This is a genomic window from Alcanivorax sp. (assembly GCF_002733835.1).
Lineage (GTDB): Bacteria > Pseudomonadota > Gammaproteobacteria > Pseudomonadales > Alcanivoracaceae > Alcanivorax.
The window spans coordinates 1-15,592 of record NZ_NVWY01000013.1 but is presented as its reverse complement, the minus strand read 5'-3'; the positions used below and the strand labels follow the sequence as shown (position 1 = coordinate 15,592).

The following is a 15,592-nucleotide window of genomic DNA, read 5'->3' as shown; positions in this document are numbered from 1 at the left end:
ACCGCACCGCCCCGCCTTGACGTAGATCAGGTTTTTTTTCTGTACTGCACAACCGCATCCCCTGACGATCGCCAGACATTACCCAGCGCTTTGCGGATTGCCCGCCTGGGCCGCCAGCACCGGCGCCAGTGACGGAGGCGAGTACGTCGGGCCTTTCAACACCTTTCCTCGCTCATCCTTCACCGGCTTGCCATCAGCCCCCAACTTGCTCATGTTGCTGCGATGCACTTCTTCGCAGCAGGCATTCAGGTCGATACCAAAGGTGTGCCCGGCGCCGTAGGTGACATAGTTGATATCGGTAAGCGCATCCGCCACTTCCACCAGGTCAACCTGAAACCGATCCAACGCCTCCAACTGCTCACGGGCCTGGGCCAATGTGGAGAGAAACGCCTGCTGGGCATCACTGGCATTCTGACACGTCGCTTCGGCCAGCTCGTGAAATTCCTCCAGCAACAAGGCCAGACGCAGGCGCACGGTCGCATCGTCCGGCACCACTGGCCGAGGCTCCACGGGCAAGGAAAATGCCCGATGAAACTCCCCAACCTTATGAAAGTTGCTAACCTCAGACTTCATCGGCATGAATTTCTTCCAGAAAAGCCAGTATTTCCCGGTTCACTTCGGCCGCCTGCTCCATCTGGATCCAGTGGCCGCATTGATCCAGCATCACGGTACGCAGGTCCGGAATGTAATCCGGCATGCGCTGCAGCGCTTTCTGGCCAAACATGATCACCGGGTCCTGCAGGCCACCGATAAACAGGGTCGGCATCACGATCTGCCAGTCAGTGTCATCACGGCTTTCTTCCCAGGAAGCATCCATGGACCGGTACCAGTTGATCGGGCCAGTGAAACCGCTGTGCTCAAAACGCTCCACGTAATAAGCCAGGTCCTCTTCGCGCATCCAGCGGGGCTGGGTCGCCGGAACCGGCATGGACTGAAGGAAGCCGGTATCATCCGGGCCGACCTTGAAATCCGCGATCCCGTCGGCGGAAAGACCATGAAAAATACACCGCAAGCTGTACGACACGTCAGCCTCAAGCTCTTGCTCAGGCAGGGCCGCTTGCTGGAAGTACAGCATGTAGAAAAAACGGTCCTCGAACAGCTTGCGCATGGCGGTAGTAGGCGGCTCGGGCGCCGGGCCACCATAGGGAACAGACATACCGATCACCGCTCTGATTGCTTTGGGATATCGGCGTGCCACCTGCCAGGCCAGCCCACAGCCCCAGTCATGCCCCATCAGGATGGCGCTGTCATAGCCCAGCGCCTTAATCAGGGCCATTACATCCTCAACCAGCACACTCTGCCGGTAAGCATCGGCCTCTTTGGGACCACCGGTAAAGCCGTAACCGCGCAAATCCGGAGCCACCGCGTAATAACCGGACTGGGCCAGCACCGGCAGCTGGTACCGCCAGGAAGCCCAGCATTCCGGGAAACCGTGCAAACACAGCACCAGGGGCGCACCGGCTTCGCCAGCCTCCGCCACAAAAAAATCCAGCCCATTGGCAGGAATCTGTCGCTCTCGCGTAAACGCCATACTCATATCCTAATTCAAGGCCGGGTAACAAACAGTCAGACGGCTACTTACCCGGCACCACTAAAATGCTATTGTTGGCATAAGGCACATGCCTGAATTTGACAGCAAGCACTGCCGCTGACAAGCACAGGCCGGCGCCCCGCGCCTAGTGATACTGCGGCAGGCCGAGAGAAACACAAAGGAACAACCCGCACAGCCACACCAGGGACGTAACTGTGAGCACGCCAAAGGGCCCCGAACAATCCAGCCCCCCCCAACGCACCCGCCTCGGCGAGTGGCTGGCACCCTATATCCCGGCCTATTTCCCGGTGGCCTGGAAGCTGGGCCTGTCCATCTCCCTGCTGATCCTGTGCGGCATGACCATCCTCGGCACCCTGCTGCTCAACAATCAGCTCAGCCGCATGCGCGACCAGGCAGACAGCTTTGGCACCGCCATCGCCCAGCAACTGGCCAACACCGCCCGCGAACCACTACTGGCGGACGACACCTTCTTTCTCAAGGTACAACTCAACAACCTGGCCCGCAGCGACAGCGTTCGCGGCGCCGCCCTGTTCGGTCGCGACGGCAACCTGATCGACAAGGCCGGCATTCTGCCGCTGGCCGCCAGCCCACTGCATGAGCAGGTAAAACGCTGGGATCTGGAAGACGAGCCCGTCACCACCTACTACGCCCCGATCAAGATCAGCGATGCGGTGGCCGGCCACACCGCCATTTCCCTGTCTGACCGCCCCATCGTGGCAGCCCGCCAGGCCGTGCAGGACACCATGGTGACCGCCACCCTGATCATGAGCGTGATCGCCATTATCGTTGCTTTCCTGATCAGCCGCCGCCTGGCCCAGCCGATTCATGACCTGCTGGCTGCCACCAGCGCCATGCGCAAGGGTGACCTCAACTACCGCATTCAGGATCGCCGCAACGACGAAATTGGCGGCCTGATCGAAGCCTACAACACCATGGCCCACGGCATGCTCGAAAAAGACCAGGTAGAACGGGTGCTGCAACGTTTCGTCAGCCCGTCCGTAGCACGCAACATGATGGCTGATCTGGATCAGGTACAACTCGGTGGCCGTGACGTTTCCGCCACGGTGGTCTTTGCGGACATCGTCGGCTTTACCCGGTTGTCCGAAAACCTGGCGCCGGACGCCATCGCCGACATGCTCAATGTCTATTTTGATGCTATCACCACGGCCACCAGCTTTTATCGGGGGACCATCGACAAATACATGGGTGATTGCGCCATGATCGTCTTCGGTGTGCCGGAGAAAGATGATGAACACCTGTTCCACGGCCTGTGTTGTGCGGTGATGATCCAGCGGCTGGTAGAGCGCCTCAATGAACACCGCCATGCCCACGGCCAAACCACCGTGGAATTCCGCATTGGCATCAACTCCGGTGACATGCTGGCCGGCAATCTGGGGTCACGCGATCGCATGCAGTACACCGTGGTGGGTGACGCGGTCAATTTGGCTTCACGGCTGTCGAACATGGCCGGCGGTAACGAAATCATTGCCGCCGCGCCGCTTCTGTCCAACCCCAATATTGCCTCCCGGGTTCGCGCCACCGAATCCGGGGCCATGCGGATTCGCGGCAAAGAAAACCCCGTGGGCACCTATCGTATCGATGGCGTTCACGCCTTGTCCGAAACGCTGATGGAACAGCGTATTGCCCAGTTTCTGGCAAAACTGAATACGGAGCATCAACGTGTACAAGGCGAGTAGCCTGACCCTGGCCACGGTACTGGCTGGCTGTGCCACCCTCGGCAACCCCCACCCGGAAAGCGATGTCAGCGCTGCGCTGGAACAACACAATTACAGCCGGGCCGCCGCCATTATTGAACAAACCAAACCCAGGCACCCCGAATACCCGGCCTTGCAGGAGCAATACCCCGGAATCCGCCAGGCCAGCAAGGCGTACCGCCAGCACATCATTCTCCAGGCCCAGGAACTGGGCAGAAACCAGCAATGGGATGATGCCTTCAACCTGTTGAACCAGAACCGCGACAAGGTACTGAACCCGGCGGCCATGGATGAATTAAGCACCGCCTTATCCACACAGGAAGAGCGCCAGCTGAACCAGTTACTGGCAGAGAGACGCCAGGCCCAGGCTGTCGCCATGCTGGCCAACGACAGGCTGGAACAGCAGCTGGCCGACTTTCATGCGCCCCACGCCAAGCAGGAACGCCAGAAGCTGGCCGAGGAGCGTCAGCAGCTGATTCAGGACCTGACCACCCTGGGCGAATATTTCGGTGAGCGGGAACAGTGGATGCTGGCCCGCGACCTGCTGCGTTCCGCCCATCAACTGGCCCCCCAGGCCGAACCCTCCCCGGTCCTGGCACAGGCCCAGCAGGTACTGAACAACGAAGAACAGCGCGCCCGCGCCAAGCGTAACCTTGCTCTGCAAACCCAGGCAGAACAACTGATGAGCCGCTACCAGCGCAACGGTCAGCTGCAATCGCTGCTCGCCGCCCGCGCCTTCCTGAACCGGCACCCGGGCAACCCGGCTCTGGCAAGTCATCGCAAACGTCTGGAGCAATGGTGCCGTCGCCGGTTTGCGGAAGAGATGAATACAGGGGAGGCGCTCTACGCCCGCGGCCAGTATCGCGAGGCTTACCGAATCTGGAAACAGGTCGCCCCGCTGTATCCGGACAACGAAGAACTCAACAAGAAACTGGAACGCAGCCAGCGAGTGCTGAGCAACCTGCGCAGCCTCCAGCAATCCTGGCCCTGACCGGGCACAACCATGACCGCATAAAAAGGTTCTTCGCACATTTGAGGGAAGAAGACTGATCTGGTCGAAGGTCGAACGTCAGAAGTCTGACGCCTGACTTCAGACGTATGGCCCGCCAGCTTCCCGCTAATCCACGATGAACATAAAAAAACGCGCCGAAGCGCGTTTTTTAACTCGAACGAAGCAAGACCCGTCATAACTACAGGTCTGAATCTCCCTCCGCCTGACGATCCACCCCTGGAACCTTCCTGGGCTGTTTGTCCTCGATGTCCTTTTTGGTGGCCGGAATCGGCGCATCCTGCTCATTGAAGTAGGCATCACGGAAATCCTGCGGCACCGGTGTGCGCCCTTCAAAAATATGATCCAGAGTCTGGGGAATCGGATTCTTCTCCACCTGCTCCAGTTCGCCATCATCGTTAAGACGGAACTGCAGGGCGGTGAGCCCCATGTACTTCTCGCGGCTCATTTGCACCAGACGATCATTGTTGGCCAGAATCGTCGGTTTCAGGAAAACCATCAGATTACTCTTCACCCGGTCCTTGCTGGTAGACCGGAACAGGAACCCCAACAGCGGGATGTCACCCAGCAGCGGCACCTTGCGCACCGTAACGCGAATATCGTCCTTGATCAGGCCACCCAGGGCGATGGTCTCAGCATCATCGGCCAGCACCGTACTTTGCAACTTGCGGGTCGTGGTAACGATATCCACGGCATCACCGGCGGAGTCCTTCACCGCAGAGTTTTCCTGCTCCAGCTCCAGACGAATGGTGGACAAGCCCGCCACATGCGGGGTGACTTTCAGTGTCAGACCCACATCTTCACGCTGAATGGTGGTGAACGGATTGGATACCCCGGAACCCGTGTTGGTGCTTTGCCCGGTCACGAACGGCACATTTTCACCAACAACGATGGAGGCTTCTTCGTTATCCAGGGTCAGGATGCTCGGCGTGGACAGCAGATTCACATCTGACGAAGTGGAAAGTGCCTGAACCAGGGCGCCCCACTTCAAGTCGCCGTTGGAATCGGTTTCACCCAGCCCGGCGGTAATACCGTCGCCCAGGCTCAGGCCAGAAGGGTCATCAGTGGCCAGGGCCTGGACGATGGAATTGATACTCAACCCACCGCCACCAAAATTCACTGCGCCGACGCCACTTTCATTGCTGCCGCCCACGTACTGAAAGCCCAAATTCTTACCCTGCTCGCCGGAGATCTCTACAATCGCCGCCTCAATCAGGATCTGCGCACGGCGCACATCCAGCTGGCTGATCACCGACTGCAGCTCACGCATCATGCTCGGTTCAGCCCGGATCACCAGCGCGTTCAGGGATTCATCTGCCTGAATGGACACCTTACTGTTATTGGATGATGCGGCTGTGGCGCTCTTGCTGTCGCCGCCCGCCTTGGTCACCGATGCGCCATCGGCAAAATTCTTCAATAGCTCCGCCAGCGTCTTGGCATCGCCATGGCTAAGACGGATGACTTGCACACCACCATTATCCGTTTCTTCCGTGTCCAGGCTGCGGATCATCTGCACCATACGCTGACGGGTAACTCGATCCCCTTTGATAATCAGCCGATTGGTCCGCTCATCTGCCACCACGGTCACCCCGCCTTCCGGGGTTTTACCGCGACGACCGCCCGTCTGTGGCGTCAGGCTTTCCAGCATCTTCACCATGTCACCAGCGAAGGCATACTTGAGCTTGATCACCTGAACGTCTTCGGATTCCGCACTATCCAGGCTGGCAATTATCGCTTCCATGCGACGGATGTTGTCCATGTGATCACTGATGATCAGCGCATTGGCAGACCCCACCGCCGCCAGATGGCCGTACTGGGGCACCAATGGGCGCAGTACTGGCACCAACTCTTCCACCGGCGAGTTTTCCACCGGAATTACCCGGGTCACCAACTCTTCTCCACCGGCTGCATTCTCGCCCACCAGCGGCAGATTGCTCTGTTTGGCCGTGGTGTTGGGCACAATCTTGATGATGTCGCCGGCCGGCACCGCCGCATAGCCGTGGACCTGAAGCACGGACAGGAACAACTCATAGACTTCGCTGGAGGTAAGCGACTTGGTGGACACCACCGTCACGTCCCTGGCCCGGACCCGGGGGTCGACCACGAAGTTCTTGCCGGTCATGTCGGCCACCTGGCTGATAAACGCCTGAATATCCGCATTGCGAATATTCACCGTCCAGCTCTTGCCGTCATCACTGGCCTGCACTTCGTTCGTTGTCCGCGCATGGGCTGTGGTCGCCATGACGGCCGACAGTGCCAACAGCATTATTATTCTTGATAGAGACGTTCTGAAAAAAGGCGTCATAAAACCACTCACTAAGGCGGATAGTTCACGGTAAATTGCTGGTCACCCCGTTGCACCACGATGGATGCCTGCTGGGTGTCCTGATACGAACGCAGAGCCGCCATGTCGTTGCTTTCTGTTCCCAGCGGGTGTCCGTTAACCGAGAGGATTACGTCATCGCTTTGCAGGCCAACCTGCGCAAGCAATTGTTTTGGAGCACGCTTGCCCAACCGGTAACCGGCGCTGCCACCATCAGTGACAGGCTCCAGCCCCAATTGGCCAATAATAGCGGTGCGCTGGCGTGCCAGATCGGCCCCGCCCCCATTGCCGTCTGGCACAGTGGGCGCCGGGCGCGGCGCGGGCTCGCGCGTCACTTCCGTCACACCGCCCAGGGCATTGTCGCTCCAGCGCAGCGTTTCCAGTCGACCCGCCCGGCGCAGGATCACCCGGTCGGGGTAAACCTCTTCCAGCTTGGCGTTACCGGGAATGCTGTCACCGATATGGTACAGCTCTCCCTCTTTACCTTTCTCGGCAATAATCGCCGTGGCGCGCTTGGTATCGGCATTCTGGAAGACCCCCAGCAGCTCCAGGCGCAGACGGGTATCGGGGGCGTCGGTGGGCTTGTCATTGCCGGTGCTGGCCACTGGCTCATAGTTTCCAAACAGTTGCCAGTTATCGATCTGGGCCTGGGAGAGGGTCGGGGCATCGCCAGATGAAGACACTTCCAGGCGGGTCCGGGTATTCGCAGGCACGGGCTCGCTGGGGCCATACCACAATAGCCATACGGTCTGCGCCAGCACATAGGCCAACGCGACCACCAGCAATACAGCGATCACCCACCGAAGCGGTGCGCCCCATTGCTGCTGCTTTCCCCAACTCGCCAGTTGCGACATAACCGTCCTGCGACTTCCTTTATCGTTATTGCCGATTACCGATATGGCAGAGGCTACAACCTACCGGATTCTACGGCTTATTATTGCAATATAGTGTTACTGACCACCCGGCAGGGCAAAAGGTTGCGACATCTGGAATACCACATCCTCCGGATTGCCTCCCTGGCTCACCCCCAACAGCATGGGCCAGGCTCGCCGCACTTCCAGTTCGAAGCGCCCATCTGCAAGCCGGGCATCCACCAACGACTCACTCTCCGGGCCCACCACCTGCAAGGCAGGTTGCTCATTGTCCATGCTCAAACGGCCTTGCAGCACCGGTACCGTTGCGGAGCCATTGCGGCCCCAAGTGACCGTGCCGCCGCCGTACTGCAGCGTGCCCTGCAATGCCTTGATCTTGCCATCACCAAAGGTAACCTGCATCAAGGTTGCGTCCACACGCCCGTCTGCACTGCCCTGGGGAATATGGTCAGCCACCAGCGCCACCGGCAACGACAGCCGGGTCTGCTGCAACTGCCAATCGCCCCAATCGGCGCCCAGCCAACCGGACAGACGCGCGGCGTCATCGTTGCTATGCATTTTCAACGCCAGGCCCGGCACCAGGCCGTGCCAGTCCAGCGCCCATTTCACCGAGCCCTGACGGCGTTGCCATTGCCAGTCAGCCTGCCCATCCCACCAGAGCCCCTGAGGGTTGGTCAGCACCAAGGGGGCACCACCGGGCCGCAAGGGCGGGACACGCTCCACCAACACAGCGGCCGGCATCAGCAGCAGCAAGAACAGTAGCAGACTGGCGCTGAAAAGCAGCGCCAGTGTTATTTTTCGTGGCATAACGGAGCCGGTTTCCTGTCAGCCGATCAGAACGGGATGTCGTCGTCGAAGTCATCCGCCGGGCCACTGAAACCGCCGCCCTGGTTGCTATTCTGGTTCTGCGGCGGCTGGCCGCCTCCGGACTGGCTATCATTGCCGTAACCGCCCTGGTTCCCTTGAGGCGCAGAAGACTGGGCATAGCCGCCGCCCTGGCCGCCACCGTCACCGCGCCCATCCAGCATTTGCATTTCGTTGGCCACGATTTCCGTGGTGTAACGATCCTGGCCGTCCTGCCCCTGCCATTTGCGGGTACGGATAGAGCCTTCGATGTACACCTTGGAGCCTTTTTTCAGGTACTCGCCAGCAATTTCACCCAGCTTGTTGAAGAACACCACCCGGTGCCATTCAGTGCGTTCCTGCATCTGGCCGCTCTGGCGGTCCTTCCAGCTTTCGCTGGTGGCCAGCCGCACATTCGTGACAGCGCCACCGCTGGGCATAAAGCGGGTTTCCGGATCCGCCCCCAGGTTACCAATCAAAATTACCTTGTTAACGCCGCGCGCCATGTTTCTCTCCGTGACTTCTTATGGTCTGACTACTGTCTATCTTCTCGTCATCGCCGCTGGACGACAAACTCAATCAAGCTGTCCATTGTGTCAGCTTTGTCCGGCTCCGGCGACACCCTGTAACTGTTGTTCATCCAGCTGGCCGGCATCCACCTTCAGCAGAGCCAGAGCCTGCTCTTCCACAATCACTGTTTCTACCACCCCGGGCACGGATTTCAGCCGCTCTGCCAAGGCCTGCCAGTCCTGCCCGGGAGACAACGGCAGGACCCGGTTATCCAGCTTGGGCAGCTCTTTCATGCCCACCAACACCAGCAACCAGATCAACGCCAGCAACCCGCAGCCATAAAAAACCGCTTCCGCGCCCACCCATTGATACAGCGCGCCCCCCATTTGCCCGCCGACAAACACACCCAGAAACTGGCTGGTGGAGTACACCCCCATGGCCGTTCCCCGTGTGCCGGCCGGGGCAGCACGCCCCACCAGTGAGGGCAGCAAGGCTTCCAGCAGGTTAAAAGCCGTAAAGAAAACCAGCAAGGCGAGGACAAAATGCCACAATTGCGCGCCAGCCAGCGCCAGCAGCAACTGGGAAACCGCCAGCAACACCACCGCCAGACGCTTCATCGGCACCGCTCCGCGGCGCTCCGCCCGGATAATCAAGGGCACCATGGCCAGGAACCCTGCCACCAGCACCGCCAGATACAGCAAGCTGTGGCTTTGCAGCGTCAGCCCCAGGCGCTCACTGAGCAGGGCAGGCACCACCACAAAGGATGCGGTCATGATCAGGTGCAGGCTAAAAATGCCCACATCAAAACGCAGCAATGTCTTACTACCCAATACGCGGCGGAAGCGCTCCGACGCGGGCAATGCCTCACCCTGCAAGGCTTTCGGAGCCGGCACCACAAAAGCAACCAGCAAGGCAAAGCCCCCCAGCACCGAGGTCATCCAGAACAGGCCGGACAAGCCCAGCCATCCCGCCAGCAGGGGGCCAAGAATCAGCGCCAGCACAAAAGAGCCGCCCACCGACATGCCAATCAGCGCCATGGCCCGGGTACGGTGCTTTTCCGTCACCACATCACCAATCAACGCCATGATCACGCTGGCGATGGCCCCGGCCCCCTGCAGCGCCCGCCCCGCAATCACGCCGTAAATATGGTCACTCATGGCTGCCACTGCGCCACCGGCAATAAACAGCAACAGGCCGATCAACAACAACGGGCGACGCCCAAAACGGTCCGACAGCATGCCAAACGGAATCTGCAGCAATGCCTGCATCAGGCCATAGGCGCCAATGGCCGTACCGATCAAAAGCGGGGAAGCCCCTTCAAGCGCCTGCCCGTAGACTGCAAAAATCGGCAGAATCATGAACAAACCAAACATCCGCAACGCAAAAATCGTTGCCAGATAACCGGTGGTTTTCAGTTCTGTCCGCTGCAGGGCATGGGAAGATGATGCCGTCATGAACCGTTTTCGCTCCTAACCCGGAGTGGCCTCAGCACCGCAGCACATCGCTGCTGCAACCCCGGCCGATACAAAAGGGCACGCAGTGTAGCAGATTCCGGCTCCGCCAGAACCCGAACAGCACACCTGCAGCACTCAGCCTTTGATCGTGAAATCGGTAAAACTCGAGTGCATCAAATTGAACCCCCGCCAAAGCGGTGATAAATTGACAGGCTGATCAGTTTTTTTTCTTAGGTGTTTGCCTGAGCAATCACGGACGGGGCCAATGAATAGCCAAGAACATACCCAGCAAGTTTACGTGGTCGGCAGCCAACAGCTGCAAAACGCTCTGCTTACAGAGTTTCTCGTCAAGGAAAACGTGGCAGCCAAGAGCATTCCCACCGCCCTAGATATCACCACCGAGATCCTTCGTGAACAGAACCAGAACCTGTTTCTGGTGGACTATCACTCCGTAGACGTGAACGAAGTCATTGCTCACTTGCTGGAAGCCGACCAGGAAGTGGAAAGCGATGTCCTGATCGCCGTGTTCAACGTGGACAGCGATGAGTCACTCTCCAAACTGGCCGGGCTCCCCATGGTCAACGGCGGCTTCCAGCACGATTGCCCCCAGGCCCTGCTCAGCAAAGGCATCAAGGCCATTTTCGATGGTGAGCTGTGGTTCCCGCGCGCCGTCCTGCAGACCTACCTGATGAAGAGCCGGACCTTCAACAAGACGTTCTCGCGTAGCGAAGTCAGCCTGACAGACCGGGAAGTGGAAGTGCTGAAAGTGATGGCCACCGGCGCCAAGAACTCGGAAATCGCCAGCAGCCTGAATTTGAGCCCGCACACCATCAAGACCCACATCTACAACATCTTCAAAAAGATCAACGCCTCCAACCGCCTGCAAGCGGTGAACTGGGCCCAGGAAAACCTGTAACCACGCCTGACGCAAGACGCCAAATGCCTGACACCGGCTTTTCGCATCCTGCGTCTGGCGTCGGGCGTCCAGCGTCCCTTATACTGCCCTGTTCATTTTGACAGTACTCAGGGGCAGTAGATGGATACCATTCTGGTTCGTGGCGCACGCACCCATAACCTGAAGAACGTGGACCTGGATATTCCCCGGGACAAGCTGGTGGTGATTACCGGCCTGTCCGGCTCCGGCAAATCGTCCCTGGCGTTCGACACCCTGTACGCGGAAGGTCAGCGCCGCTATGTGGAATCGCTGTCCACCTACGCCCGCCAGTTCCTGTCGATGATGGAAAAGCCCGATGTGGACCACATCGAAGGGCTGAGCCCGGCGATTTCCATTGAACAGAAGTCCACCAGCCACAACCCGCGCTCCACCGTGGGCACCATCACCGAAATCTACGACTATCTTCGCCTGTTGTTCGCCCGGGTCGGCGAGCCACGCTGCCCCGAGCATGATGCCCCGCTGGCCGCGCAAACCATCAGCCAGATGGTGGACCAGGTGCTGGCCATGGAGGAAGGCAGCAAGCTGATGCTGCTGGCACCGGTGATCCGCGAAAAGAAAGGCGAGCACGTTCACCTGTTCGAGGAGTTGCGCGCCCAGGGTTTTATCCGGGTACGCATTGATGGCCGCATCTACGACATGGACGACACTCCTGACCTGGACAAGAACAAGAAGCACACCATCGAAGTGGTGGTGGATCGCTTCAAGGTACGCGACGACCTGCAGAACCGCCTGGCGGAATCCTTCGAGACCGCCCTGAATCTGGCCGACGACATTGCCGTGATCGCGCCCATGGACGGCGACGGCGAGGAAACCACCTTCTCTGCCAAATTCGCCTGCCCCACCTGCGGTTATTCAATCCCGGAGCTGGAACCGCGCCTGTTTTCGTTCAATAACCCGGCCGGTGCCTGCCCCAGCTGTGACGGCCTGGGCATGAAACAGTTCTTCGATGAAGACAAGGTCATCAACTCCGACGAGCTGTCTCTCTCCGAGGGTGCCATCCGGGGTTGGGACCGACGCAACGTGTACTATTTCCAGATGCTCAACTCCCTGTCCCAGAGCATTGGCTTCGACATGGATGCGGCCTTCAAGGACCTGCCCAAAGAGGTTCGCAAGAAAGTACTGCACGGCACCGGCAAGGAAAGCATCGAGTTTCGTTACCTGAACGACCGCGGCGATATCATCAAGCGCAACCACCCTTTCGAAGGCATCATTCCCAACATGGAGCGCCGTTACCGGGAAACCGAATCCGATGCGGTACGCGAAGACCTGCTCAGCTACATGTCGACCTCCAGCTGCCCCAGCTGCAACGGCTCGCGCCTGCGTGAAGCCGCCCGTCATGTCTTTATTGAACAAACCACTTTACCCGAAGTAGTACGCTTGGCGGTGGGCAAGGCCCACGCCTACTTCAGCGCGCTCACGCTGCCCGGCAGCAGAGGCGAAATCGCCGACAAGATTCTCAAGGAAATCCGCGATCGCCTGCAGTTTCTGGTTAACGTGGGGCTGGAATATTTGACGCTGGAGCGCAGTGCAGAAACCCTTTCTGGTGGTGAGGCCCAGCGCATTCGTCTGGCCAGCCAGATCGGCGCCGGCCTGGTGGGCGTGATGTATGTGCTGGATGAGCCCTCCATCGGCTTGCATCAGCGTGACAACGAACGCCTGCTCAGCACTCTCACCCGCCTGCGGGACCTGGGCAATACGGTGCTCGTGGTGGAGCACGATGAAGACGCTATTCGTCTGGCTGATCACGTCATTGATATCGGTCCCGGGGCCGGTGTCCACGGCGGCGAGGTTATCGCCCAGGGCAGCGCCCAGGACGTGGCGGACAACCCCGCGTCACTCACCGGTGACTACCTGTCCGGCCGTAAACAAATCGCCATTCCCGCTCAGCACCGGCAGCACGATGACAACCGCTGGCTGACCTTGCACGGCGCCACCGGCAACAATCTGAAAGGACATCCCCTGAACATTCCGGTAGGCCTGCTGACCTGCATCACCGGCGTGTCCGGCTCCGGCAAGTCCACGCTGATCAACAGCACCCTGTACCCGCTGGCGGCTACCAAACTCAACAAGGCCACCACCCTGACCGCGTCTCCCCATGAGTCCATCGAAGGCCTGGAGCATTTCGACAAGGTAGTGGACATTGACCAGAGCCCCATCGGTCGCACTCCCCGCTCCAACCCGGCCACCTACACCGGCATTTTCACCCCGGTGCGGGAACTGTTCGCAGGCACCCAGGAAGCCCGCGCCCGCGGCTACAAACCCGGCCGCTTCAGCTTCAATGTGAAAGGCGGCCGCTGCGAGGCCTGCCAGGGTGACGGGGTCATCAAGGTAGAAATGCACTTCCTGCCCGACATCTATGTTCCCTGTGAAGTCTGTGAAGGAAGACGCTACAACCGGGAAACCCTGGAAATCACCTACAAGGGGAAAAATATCTTCGAAGTGCTCGACCTGACCATCGAAGATGCCCGCGAGTTTTTCGATGCCGTACCGTCGCTGGCACGCAAACTCCAGACCCTCATGGATGTGGGCCTCAGCTATGTGAAACTCGGCCAGGCAGCCACCACGCTATCCGGCGGCGAAGCCCAGCGGGTCAAACTGGCCAAGGAATTGTCCCGTCGGGATACCGGCAACACCTTGTACATCCTCGACGAGCCCACCACCGGCCTGCACTTCCATGACATCCAGCTCCTGCTGGACGTACTCAATCGCCTGGCAGACCACGGCAACTCCGTAGTAGTGATCGAACACAACCTGGATGTAATCAAGACCGCTGACTGGATCGTGGATCTGGGTCCCGAGGGCGGCGATGGCGGCGGTGAGATCATCGCCGAAGGCACTCCGGAAGAGGTCGCCAAGGTGAAAGGCAGCCATACCGGACGTTTTCTTAAACCCATGCTTGGATAATGCAACGCCCCGGATACCGGCACGGGGCGGCAAGGATGCCAAGCTCCTGTCCGTCTCTTTCTTAAAGGGCCATCGCAGGAGTTTCGCCGTGACGAACAGCACATTTCCACGCCCTGTCACGCAGCCGCAGCCTGCCCCCCACCAGCCCGTCATATTTGGCTTTCAGACTCACCCTCAATCACCAACCTGGAGGCGAGTCATGAAACGGATTGACGCATTGAAAGGCTGCATCGCAGCACTGGTCATGGGCTCTGCCGCTGTAGCCTGTGCCGCTCAGGCACCAGATCACGACACACCAGGTGACGCCAATCGCAAAGCGCCACACCACGCCGCAGCCCACAGCAGTAGCGTATCGCTGGGCCCCCGCCCCTATTACCTGGTCTCTGATATGGATGCCGGGCCTGTCAAAGAAGCCCTGCAGGCCTGCGCTGCGGAGCGCCGCCCGCAGCGACGAAGCGACTTTTCCATCGGCCACCGCGGTGCGCCGCTGCAATTCCCGGAACACACTGAAGAATCCTACCGTGCAGCCGCGCGTATGGGCGCTGGCATTGTGGAATGTGATGTCACCTTTACCAAAGACCGGCAGCTGGTTTGCCGTCATTCACAGTGCGATCTGCATACCACCACCAACATCCTGGAAACCGAACTGGCCAGCCAGTGCAGTGAACCGTTCAGCCCCTTTGATGGCACACACGCCGCCAGTGCGAAATGCTGTACCAGTGACATCACTCTGGCCCAATTCAAAACCCTGAAAGGAAAGATGGATGGTGCCAACCCTCAAGCCACCACCGTTGACGAGTACCTGAATGGCACCCCCGACTGGCGCACCGAACTCTACAGCCAGCGAGGCACCCTGCTCAGCCACAGGGAAAGCATCGCCCTGTTCCGCCAGCTGGGAGTCAAGATGACCCCGGAACTGAAGGCCCCGCAAGTCCCCATGCCCTATCAGGGCGATTACAACCAGCAGGACTATGCACGGCAAATGATCCGTGACTACCAAGAGGCCGGCGTCAGCCCTCACCGCGTCTATCCACAATCATTCAATCTGGAGGATGTTCTCTACTGGTTATCGGCCACACCGGCCTTTGGCCGCCAGGCGGTCTACCTGGACGGCCGTGACAGCAGCGGACTGGACCCGCAAAATCCCGGGACCTGGCAACCCGACATGGCCACACTGAAAGGCTACGGGGTCAACATCATCGCCCCACCGCTATGGATGCTTGTCACCACCGACGCCCAAAACCGTATCGTACCCAGCCTCTATGCCCGCTCCGCGCAACAGGCAGGCCTGGAGATGATTGCCTGGTCCCTGGAACGCTCCGGGCCACTGGCCAACGGCGGAGGCTGGTACTATCAGAGCATCCCTTCTGCCACTAATAACGACGGCGATACCCTAGCGCTACTGGATGTACTGGCTCGTCAGGTGGGCGTCATCGGCGTGTTCTCCGACTGGCC

At 59.5% G+C, this 15,592-nt stretch carries 12 protein-coding genes; 5 read left to right on the top strand and 7 right to left on the bottom strand.

Translation table 11 applies throughout. The annotated features are described in order from the left end of the window. Positions 1–78: 78 nt before the first annotated feature. Positions 79–579 carry a nucleoside triphosphate pyrophosphohydrolase family protein gene (locus COA55_RS08200; protein ID WP_290501431.1) on the bottom strand — a complete coding sequence of 167 codons (501 nt, stop codon included), beginning with the start codon at positions 577–579 and terminating at the stop codon, positions 79–81. Beyond that, positions 563–1,531 carry an alpha/beta hydrolase gene (locus tag COA55_RS08195; RefSeq protein WP_290501430.1) on the bottom strand — a complete coding sequence of 323 codons (969 nt, stop codon included), beginning with the start codon at positions 1,529–1,531 and terminating at the stop codon, positions 563–565. The genes COA55_RS08200 and COA55_RS08195 overlap by 17 nt, the downstream gene beginning before the upstream one ends. A 215-nt stretch (positions 1,532–1,746) precedes the next feature. Here COA55_RS08195 and COA55_RS08190 point away from each other — a divergent pair, with 215 nt between their 5' ends. Then, positions 1,747–3,249 carry an adenylate/guanylate cyclase domain-containing protein gene (locus COA55_RS08190; RefSeq protein WP_231880598.1) on the top strand — a complete coding sequence of 501 codons (1,503 nt, stop codon included), beginning with the start codon at positions 1,747–1,749 and terminating at the stop codon, positions 3,247–3,249. Then, a complete protein-coding gene (locus tag COA55_RS08185; RefSeq protein ID WP_290501428.1) occupies positions 3,233–4,258 on the top strand; it encodes a hypothetical protein in 1,026 nt (341 codons plus the stop codon). Before COA55_RS08190 ends, COA55_RS08185 begins: the two co-directional genes overlap by 17 nt. A gap of 199 nt (positions 4,259–4,457) precedes the next feature. Here COA55_RS08185 and gspD read toward each other — a convergent pair whose 3' ends face one another. The 5 genes from gspD to COA55_RS08160 all read right to left on the bottom strand — a co-directional run bounded on the left by gspD (position 4,458) and on the right by COA55_RS08160 (position 10,278). Further along, positions 4,458–6,542 carry a type II secretion system secretin GspD gene (gene gspD / locus COA55_RS08180; RefSeq protein ID WP_290501426.1) on the bottom strand — a complete coding sequence of 695 codons (2,085 nt, stop codon included), beginning with the start codon at positions 6,540–6,542 and terminating at the stop codon, positions 4,458–4,460. A 50-nt stretch (positions 6,543–6,592) separates the two neighbouring features. Beyond that, positions 6,593–7,453: a type II secretion system protein N gene (locus tag COA55_RS08175; protein WP_063521464.1), complete on the bottom strand. Its 861-nt coding sequence runs from the start codon at positions 7,451–7,453 to the stop codon at positions 6,593–6,595. A 96-nt stretch (positions 7,454–7,549) separates the two neighbouring features. Continuing rightward, entirely contained in the window at positions 7,550–8,278 is a 729-nt protein-coding gene (gspN, locus tag COA55_RS08170) for a type II secretion system protein N (RefSeq protein WP_290501423.1), read from the bottom strand. A gap of 26 nt (positions 8,279–8,304) precedes the next feature. Next, complete coding sequence (ssb, locus tag COA55_RS08165) at positions 8,305–8,820, bottom strand: single-stranded DNA-binding protein (protein WP_290501421.1); 516 nt, start codon at positions 8,818–8,820, stop codon at positions 8,305–8,307. Positions 8,821–8,910: 90 nt separating this feature from the next. Next, a complete protein-coding gene (locus COA55_RS08160; RefSeq protein WP_290501420.1) occupies positions 8,911–10,278 on the bottom strand; it encodes an MFS transporter in 1,368 nt (455 codons plus the stop codon). A gap of 265 nt (positions 10,279–10,543) precedes the next feature. Here COA55_RS08160 and COA55_RS08155 point away from each other — a divergent pair, with 265 nt between their 5' ends. The 3 genes from COA55_RS08155 to COA55_RS08145 all read left to right on the top strand — a co-directional run. Then, positions 10,544–11,194: a response regulator transcription factor gene (locus COA55_RS08155; RefSeq protein ID WP_290501419.1), complete on the top strand. Its 651-nt coding sequence runs from the start codon at positions 10,544–10,546 to the stop codon at positions 11,192–11,194. Between the two features lie 120 nt (positions 11,195–11,314). After that, on the top strand, positions 11,315–14,137 hold the full coding sequence (uvrA, locus tag COA55_RS08150) for an excinuclease ABC subunit UvrA (protein WP_290501417.1): 2,823 nt from the start codon (positions 11,315–11,317) through the stop codon (positions 14,135–14,137). 199 nt (positions 14,138–14,336) lie between these two features. Further along, positions 14,337–15,592: glycerophosphodiester phosphodiesterase family protein (locus COA55_RS08145; protein ID WP_290501415.1), on the top strand; the 1,256-nt coding region annotated here is incomplete at its 3' end.

Coding starts and splice junctions, on each gene's coding strand:
- COA55_RS08195 (WP_290501430.1), bottom strand. CDS start 1,531: ATGGCGTTTACGCGAGAGCGACAGATTCCTGCCAATGGGCTGGATTTT.
- COA55_RS08155 (WP_290501419.1), top strand. CDS start 10,544: ATGAATAGCCAAGAACATACCCAGCAAGTTTACGTGGTCGGCAGCCAA.
- gspD (WP_290501426.1), bottom strand. CDS start 6,542: ATGCTGTTGGCACTGTCGGCCGTCATGGCGACCACAGCCCATGCGCGG.
- COA55_RS08200 (WP_290501431.1), bottom strand. CDS start 579: ATGCCGATGAAGTCTGAGGTTAGCAACTTTCATAAGGTTGGGGAGTTT.
- uvrA (WP_290501417.1), top strand. CDS start 11,315: ATGGATACCATTCTGGTTCGTGGCGCACGCACCCATAACCTGAAGAAC.
- COA55_RS08175 (WP_063521464.1), bottom strand. CDS start 7,453: ATGTCGCAACTGGCGAGTTGGGGAAAGCAGCAGCAATGGGGCGCACCG.
- ssb (WP_290501421.1), bottom strand. CDS start 8,820: ATGGCGCGCGGCGTTAACAAGGTAATTTTGATTGGTAACCTGGGGGCG.
- COA55_RS08160 (WP_290501420.1), bottom strand. CDS start 10,278: ATGACGGCATCATCTTCCCATGCCCTGCAGCGGACAGAACTGAAAACC.
- gspN (WP_290501423.1), bottom strand. CDS start 8,278: ATGCCACGAAAAATAACACTGGCGCTGCTTTTCAGCGCCAGTCTGCTA.